The sequence below is a fragment of the Rhizorhapis sp. SPR117 genome (assembly GCF_021742065.1).
In genome coordinates, this window is record NZ_JAKKIE010000112.1 from 1 (window position 1) to 5,833 (window position 5,833).

6 protein-coding genes and 1 pseudogene are annotated in these 5,833 nt (G+C 64.0%); 4 read left to right on the forward strand and 3 right to left on the reverse strand.

The features are described 5' to 3' along the window. Window positions 1-458 (forward strand): transposase (locus L3X40_RS20655; RefSeq protein WP_237367254.1); only part of this gene is annotated, 458 nt, incomplete at its 5' end. Between the two features lie 79 nt (window positions 459-537). Continuing rightward, on the forward strand, window positions 538-852 hold the full coding sequence (locus L3X40_RS20660) for a hypothetical protein (protein WP_237367255.1): 315 nt from the start codon (window positions 538-540) through the stop codon (window positions 850-852). A 36-nt stretch (window positions 853-888) separates the two neighbouring features. Here the strand turns inward: L3X40_RS20660 and L3X40_RS20665 are convergent, their stop codons facing one another. Then, on the reverse strand, window positions 889-1,794 hold the full coding sequence (locus tag L3X40_RS20665; protein WP_237367258.1) for a LysR family transcriptional regulator: 906 nt from the start codon (window positions 1,792-1,794) through the stop codon (window positions 889-891). 109 nt (window positions 1,795-1,903) lie between these two features. Here L3X40_RS20665 and L3X40_RS20670 point away from each other — a divergent pair, with 109 nt between their 5' ends. Together L3X40_RS20670 and L3X40_RS20675 are read left to right on the forward strand one after the other, a co-directional pair. After that, window positions 1,904-2,995 (forward strand): YeiH family protein, encoded by a 1,092-nt coding sequence (locus L3X40_RS20670; RefSeq protein ID WP_237367256.1) that lies wholly within the window; start codon window positions 1,904-1,906, stop codon window positions 2,993-2,995. Between the two features lie 130 nt (window positions 2,996-3,125). Continuing rightward, window positions 3,126-3,683: a recombinase family protein gene (locus tag L3X40_RS20675; RefSeq protein WP_237367259.1), complete on the forward strand. Its 558-nt coding sequence runs from the start codon at window positions 3,126-3,128 to the stop codon at window positions 3,681-3,683. Between the two features lie 600 nt (window positions 3,684-4,283). Here the strand turns inward: L3X40_RS20675 and L3X40_RS20680 are convergent. Beyond that, window positions 4,284-5,481, reverse strand: a pseudogene (locus L3X40_RS20680) (IS91 family transposase). 11 nt (window positions 5,482-5,492) lie between these two features. Further along, the coding region (locus tag L3X40_RS20685) for a tyrosine-type recombinase/integrase (protein WP_237367257.1) at window positions 5,493-5,833 on the reverse strand (341 nt) is incomplete at its 5' end.

The following is a 5,833-nucleotide window of genomic DNA, read 5'->3' on the forward strand; positions in this document are numbered from 1 at the left end:
GGTTCCAGCGCTGCTATGTGCACTTCCTCAGGAACGCGCTCGATCACCTGCCGCGCAAGGCCGACGACGACTGCCTTCAGGAACTGCGCTGGATCTATGATCGCCGCGCGCTGTCGGAGGCCAGAAGCGATCTTGCGGCATGGCTCAGGAAATGGTCGCCGCGCTACCCCAAGCTGACCTGTTGGGCCGAGGAGACCATCGAGGAGACGTTCACCTTTTACCGGCTGCCGCGTCAGCATCACAAACACATGAAGAGCACCAACATGCTCGAGCGCTTCAATGAGGAGATCAAACGCCGGACTATTGTCCTGCGCATCTTCCTCAACGAAGACAGCTGCTTGCGCCTCATCCGGGCGCTGGCGGTCGAGACCCATGAAAACTGGCTCGAGGCCAACCGCTATCTCAACATGAACGATCTCAAGGAGATGAAAAAAGCCGATCTACGACAAGCCGCATGACCAGCAGCCAAGGCCGCTATTTGCAGACATTGACGCACACTACCCGCTCGTTGAACTCCCGGTGCGAGGGACCGGGAGAATGGCGATGATAGTTGGGCTGGACGATGCCAGGCGGCGCGGGTCGGGATTTCGCGCGATCAGCGCCCTGTTGCCGCGCGATCACCTGTGGCGCCGGGTGGACCGGCTGCCCGAACGGCAAGCGCTTGAGCACCGCGCTTTCAGGAAACGGATCGGTGCGGCCGTGCTCAATCTGCTGTTGCTCGCCCGACCGGCCGACCAGCGGCCCCGCAGGGATCGCACCGACGTCGTTCCACTGCCGCCCAGCATCATGGGCCGCGTCATTCGGGGCATGTCCGAGAACGCGCGCTATGCTCCCGTGTCGCTGAACTCCTGACTTTCGGATGTCGCGTATAATCAACCTTTTGCGACATCAAACATCCGGTTTGGAGGTCGCTACCTTCGGGTGCTGTAGGCCGATCACGTCCAGCAAAGCGTCTGCGGCCTTGGTGCGATAGCGTTCCTTGTGCCGCAGCCCGAAGAAGGGGCGGGCATCGAACCCAAATGGCACGGCGTGCAGCGCGCCCGCCTTGATCGCTGGCGCGACCACCAGCGCCGAAAGGACGGCGATGCCGGCACCCGCCTCCACGGCGGTGCGGACGCTTTCGTTGGACGGCATCACCAGCGCCACGTCGAGCGTGGCGGGATCGACGCCAAGCGCGAGCAGATGGCCGTCGCGCGTCGAGCGCGTGCCCGATCCCGGTTCACGCTGCACCCAGCGCGCCTGACGCAGCCACGCCGCGTCGATGCGGGCCTCTCCGAACGGCTCGGCCCCGACCAGCAGCAGTCGATCCTCACCGATCGGCCAGTGTGCCAGCGCCGGATCATCCACCTCTCCCTCGACGATGCCCAAGTCGGCTCCGCCGTCATGAACACGCGCCGCAGCTTGTTCGGTGTTGCCTATCGCCAACTCGATGCCGAGCGCCGGGTGGCGTCCGCGAAACATCGCCAGAATGGGTGGCAGCCAATAGGCGGCGATGGTCTGGCTGGCGACGACTCGGAGCGTGCCCCGCTTGAGCCCGCCAAGCTCCTCCAGCACCGTCTCGGCGGCGTCGGCACGCGCAAGCACGCCCCGGGCTTCCACCAGAAACAGCCGTCCCGCCTCGGTTAGCGCGATGCCGCGCCCGACGCGGTGGAACAGCTTGATCGCGTGCCGCTCCTCCAGCGCGGCGATCGCCGCCGATGCCCCCGCCTGCGTGACGTTGAGGGCGCGTGCCGCAGCGGTCATGTGCTCGCGCTCGGCCACGCCGACAAAGATGCGAAGCTGTTCCAGCGTCATGCAGCGTCGATAGCACAAACCGATCACGATTGACGATCGGAACGACAAGAACGCTGCGTTGGAACGATCGATACGCGGAGCCTAGAGCGACTGGCGGAGGAAAACCGCCTTGGCTAGTCTCGACCATCACCCCGTCACGTCATCGACCCGCCGAAGCAGCAAGGCCGCCCGGCTACTGCCCGGCATCGGCCTCTGCCTTGCCGTGACCGGGGCGGCCTATGCCCTCGAGGCGGGCGAGCGCGTGCTGGCCGGCAAGGCCTGGCTGGAAGCGCTGGTGCTCGCCATCCTGATCGGCACGGCGGTGCGCAGCCTATGGACGCCCGGCGACAAGTGGCAAGACGGGGTCGCCTTCAGCGCCAAATACCTGCTGGAGGTGGCCGTGGTCCTGCTCGGCGCATCGGTCAGCGCCGCGACCATCCTGGCGGCCGGGCTGCCGCTCCTTGTCGGCATCGCAGGCGTGGTGGCGAGCGCCATCCTGCTCAGCTTCGGTATTGGCTGGCTGCTCGGGCTGCCGACGCGCATGGCGCTGCTGGTCGCGTGCGGCAACTCGATCTGCGGCAATTCGGCCATCGCAGCTGTGGCGCCCGTGATCGGGGCGGACAGCGACGACGTGGCCGCGTCGATAGCCTTTACGGCCGTACTGGGCGTGGTCGTGGTGCTCGGCCTCCCGCCGCTGGGGATTGCGCTGGGCATGAGTGGGCTCGCCTTCGGCGCGCTCGCCGGGCTTACCGTCTATGCGGTGCCTCAAGTGATCGCGGCCGCTTCGCCGCTGGGCGCTGCGGCCGTGCAGATGGGCACGCTGGTCAAGCTGGTGCGCGTGCTGATGCTCGGGCCGGTGTGCCTCGTCCTGTCGCTGGTCGCCCCGCGCCTCGCTCCGCAGGTCGCGCCCGATGGCGAGTTCTTGGCTGGCGAGCCTACGGCCAAACGGCTCGACCTCGCCCATCTGGTCCCCTGGTTCATTATCGGCTTTCTGGCGCTGGTCGCCTGCCGCTCGCTGGGCCTGTTGCCGACCACCGCCGTCGCGCCGATCGGCCGGGTGGCAACGCTGTTGACCGTCGTGTCCATGGCCGCGCTCGGGCTCGGCGTGGACGTGCGCACCGTGGCGAAAGCGGGGGCCCGAGTCACGACAGCCGTGGTCCTCTCGCTACTCGGCTTAGGCGCGATCAGCCTGGTCCTGCTGGCAATCCTGGACCTCGCATAATCGACCAACCTGCGAGAGATTGTCGCGGATATCCAGTTGCGCGACAGCGAGGCCGCCCACGTATTTCCGAGCACCGCAGTGTCGCAAATGTCGGTTGCGGAAGTAATTCGTTTCGATGCAAATTCGCGACATGCTGATCGGCTATGCCCGCGTCTCGACCTACGACCAGAACCTCACCCTTCAACGCGCTGCATTGAAGGAGGCTGGCTGTCGCCGCACCTTCGATGAAAAGGTGTCAGGCACGAAGCGCGATCGGCCCGAGCTGGCGCGAATGTTCGACCAAATCCGCGACGACGACGTGGTGGTGGTGACGCGGCTCGATCGGCTCGCGCGATCGACCAGGGACCTGCTCGATATCGCCGAGAAGCTGAACGAGGCGGGCGCTGCCCTGCGCTCCCTGGCCGAACCGTGGGCCGACACGACCTCGCCTGCCGGGCGCATGGTGCTGACGGTGTTCGCCGGCATCGCCGAGTTCGAGCGCGAGCTGATCCACCAGCGCACCAGTAGCGGACGGGTCGCCGCCAAGGCGCGCGGCGTGCGGTTCGGCAGACCGTCCAAACTCACGACCGATCAGATCGCGCTAGGCGAGCGCCTGATCGGCGAAGGTACATCCGTCCGTGAGGCGGCCAAGCTCCTCAAATGCCATCACGCTACCCTTTATCGGGCGCTGTCCGCGCCCGCGGCATAGATTTTCCAACAGCCTCGGTCGGTTGTGATGCTGCTGCGTGCCCGACGCATTTCCGTAGGTCCAGAAGTGTCAGAACCCCGGGTGAAAATGCCCGCGCTCAGGTCTGCCAATCGCTTTGGCTATGACCGACTATGGGGATCTCCGCCTTCGTTGGGTAAGCACATTCGCCTTTGATTATGTGCAGCCCAGCCAGGTTGGAAGCCTGTCCGGGCGGGCAATGTTCCGTCGATTCTACATAATCTCGAACGGGTCATAATGAAGAGCGTTTTTAGGTTGGCGGCGCGGCAGATGACGCATGAATCCCGGCGCGAACGGTATGGCCGCGCCGGTGAGCTAAAAACGTATTGGAGCCGCCTGCGCAACCGTGGCGCTATGGGGATTGATTGTTGCGGGCGGCCTCGGCGGTCTTTTTCAACGCCGATCTGGCATTCGGTACGCACTCACTATTGAAGGGGCGACTGATCGGAATACCCTTTTGCGAAGACGCGGACTGTTGGTCCCTGGACGGTTTGAGCCAGATTTTGGCGAAGAGGCAACAGCTTGCCCGTGGCCCTTTGAGCAGGGCGAAGCGAACGGCCTTTAACTGACGAGGCTTGTTGGTCATGACGTATCCAGAGCAGGTGACGGCGATGAAGGGATCCGCTCGAGAACTTCGATGCATATCATGCAGCCATGGTGACAGGCGGGACATCCTCGAAGCGAGATGCCAGTAAGTTCTTCGACCTTGTCGAGGTAGTCAGCACCTTTCTCGTGATCGACAGGTTGCTGCATTCCAATAAGATCGCGGCAACGGGCAAGCTTCTCCTTGCGGTATCGATTGCCCAGAAAGCCATAATAGCGGATGCGCTGGAATCCTTGCGGCAGGACATGGATCAGAAAGCGTCGGATAAATTCGTCGGCGCTCAGGGTCATCACCTTGGGTTTGCTGCCGTCACGATAGTCTTCCCAGTGAAAGCTGACCTTGCCATCATCGATGGCGATCAGGCGATTGTAGGAGATGGCGATGCGGTGGGTGTAGCGTCCGACATAGTCCAGAACCCGTTGAGGTCCGGCAAAGGGCGGCTTGGCGTAGACGACCCAGTTGATCCCGCGAACCGAGTCGAGATAGCGGCGAAACGGGCCGGGCTCGCGAAGTCGTTCGAGCGACGAGAAGAACTGCAGCTTGCCGGCGCGGAAGGCCTTCTCCAGCGCTTCGAGGAACAGGCGGCGGAACAGGCGAGAGAGGACCGCGACGGGCAGGAAGAAGCCTGGGCGGCAGGAGATCCACCGACTGCCGTCGGGTGACAGTCCACCGCCCGGGACGACGCAGTGAATGTGGGGATGGTGACCGAGATTCTGTCCCCAGGTGTGAAAGGACCGCGAAGAACCCGATCTCGGCGCCAAGATGCTTGGGATCAGCGCCGATCGTCCGCAACGTGTCGGCGGTCGCGTGGAACAGGATATCATAGACCACCTCGGCATTCTGGAAGGCGATTGCGGCAATCTCGTTCGGCACGGTGAACACGACATGGAAATACTGGGCGTCGAGCAGATCGGCGCGGCGGTCCTCCACCCACTGCGCTCGGGCAAGTGCTTGGCACTTCGGGCAATTGCGTGATCGGCAACTGTTGTAGGAGATCCGCCGTTCTCCGCACTGATCGCATTGCTCGACGTGGCCGCCCAGCACGGCCGTGCGGCAAAGCTCGATCGCGCTCATAGCAGCGCGCTGTGCGGTCGACAGCGAGGTGTTATGCTGGCCGCGCCACGCAGCGCCGTAGCGGCGGAAGATATCCGCCACCTCTGGACCCGAACGGTCCATTGCCGATGCGCTCAGAAATGTTCTGGTGCGCGAGGCGGTGTGACGGCGGGCACAGGGTGCGGCAGCAGCTCCAGGGGACTCGTCGTCGAGCAGACCTTGTTGGCCGCTATGCGCAGATACTGGGCCGTGGTGGACAGGGAACGATGACCGAGCAGGAGCTGAATGGTGCGCACATCCGTGCCAGCTTCGAGCAGATGGACGGCAAAGGCGTGACGAAAAGAATGGGGGGTCACCGGCTTGGACAGTCCAGATCGTTCATGCGCCACCTCGCAGGCCCACACGCGGCGGGATGAGCGTTTCGGTCCTGTAAAAGCTTCAGGATTCCGTGCTTTTGTGCCATGTTGCAAAGGCG

What these genes read in the sequence shown, in the direction of transcription:
- L3X40_RS20660 (WP_237367255.1), top strand. Translation starts at nt 538, where the DNA reads ATGGCGATGATAGTTGGGCTGGACGATGCCAGGCGGCGCGGGTCGGGA.
- L3X40_RS20665 (WP_237367258.1), bottom strand. Translation starts at nt 1,794, where the DNA reads ATGACGCTGGAACAGCTTCGCATCTTTGTCGGCGTGGCCGAGCGCGAG.
- L3X40_RS20675 (WP_237367259.1), top strand. Translation starts at nt 3,126, where the DNA reads ATGCTGATCGGCTATGCCCGCGTCTCGACCTACGACCAGAACCTCACC.